At 52.4% G+C, this 334-nt stretch carries 2 tRNA genes; both read left to right on the top strand.

Annotated elements, in window-relative coordinates:
• Nucleotides 1-49 precede the first annotated feature (49 nt).
• Nucleotides 50-126 (top strand) — tRNA-Met (locus EOE67_RS20370).
• A gap of 85 nt (nucleotides 127-211) precedes the next feature.
• Nucleotides 212-288 (top strand) — tRNA-Met (locus EOE67_RS20365).
• Nucleotides 289-334 lie beyond the last annotated feature (46 nt).

Raw genomic sequence — 334 nt, 5'->3', positions numbered from 1 at the left:
GCTTGCATCGTTGGCCTAAAAACCATAAGATGCGCCCCGCAATGACGGACGCGGGATGGAGCAGCCTGGTAGCTCGTCGGGCTCATAACCCGAAGGTCGTCGGTTCAAATCCGGCTCCCGCAACCAAATTGTGACTGAATACGCTTGAAGGTCACGACAAAGTCATTGCAAACTAACAAGTTACACTCTCTGCTCAAGTGTAATTTTCGGACGCGGGATGGAGCAGCCTGGTAGCTCGTCGGGCTCATAACCCGAAGGTCGTCGGTTCAAATCCGGCTCCCGCAACCAACTTACTTAAAAGCCGACTTGATGTCGGTTTTTTTGTGTCTGCGAT

The organism is Rheinheimera riviphila, assembly GCF_004005945.1.
GTDB classification, from domain to species: domain Bacteria; phylum Pseudomonadota; class Gammaproteobacteria; order Enterobacterales; family Alteromonadaceae; genus Pararheinheimera; species Pararheinheimera riviphila.
This window is presented reverse-complemented; position numbering and strand designations above follow the sequence as displayed.